This is a genomic window from Pseudomonas sp. SB113, from assembly GCF_040754745.1.
GTDB lineage: Bacteria > Pseudomonadota > Gammaproteobacteria > Pseudomonadales > Pseudomonadaceae > Aquipseudomonas > Aquipseudomonas grimontii.
On sequence record NZ_JBFMHW010000167.1, the window covers coordinates 1 to 453 of the forward strand.

Here is a 453-nt window from a genome sequence, read left to right on the forward strand (position 1 = left end):
TATAGGCCGTGAGCACCAGGCTAAGCTTTTCACCGGAGAACGGGTGCTGCTCTCCAGCCGCGGTTTCCTCGACGACGATAAATTTGCAATCGGCCGGAACGCTTATCCCCGCAAGTGCGGCAATTTCCGATACAGGCCGCGCGACGACTTTGCGTGAAACGTGGCCGTTTTCCCAAAGTACCGCCTGCAGCCGCGCCTTTTCTTCCGAACTAGCGATATAGGCGCCAGTTTTTTCCAATTCACGCAGGAAGGCTTCATAAATGGAAGCCTGAACGATGATCGAGTTCTCAGCCGAACAGCCGGATGCATTGTCACCGGTCTTGCCGGTCTTGATCTTGGCGGCTGTCTCGATCAAATCGACGGTCTCGTCGATGATTACCGCAGCATTACCCACGCCAACGCCATAAGCAGGCTTGCCGGAAGAATAAGCTGCCTTGACCATGTCGCCAGCGC

1 protein-coding gene is annotated in these 453 nt (G+C 55.6%); it reads right to left on the reverse strand.

Annotated elements, in window-relative coordinates; all coding sequences use genetic code 11:
* Window positions 1-453 (reverse strand): aldehyde dehydrogenase family protein (locus AB1462_RS31985; protein WP_367249105.1); only part of this gene is annotated, 453 nt, incomplete at both ends.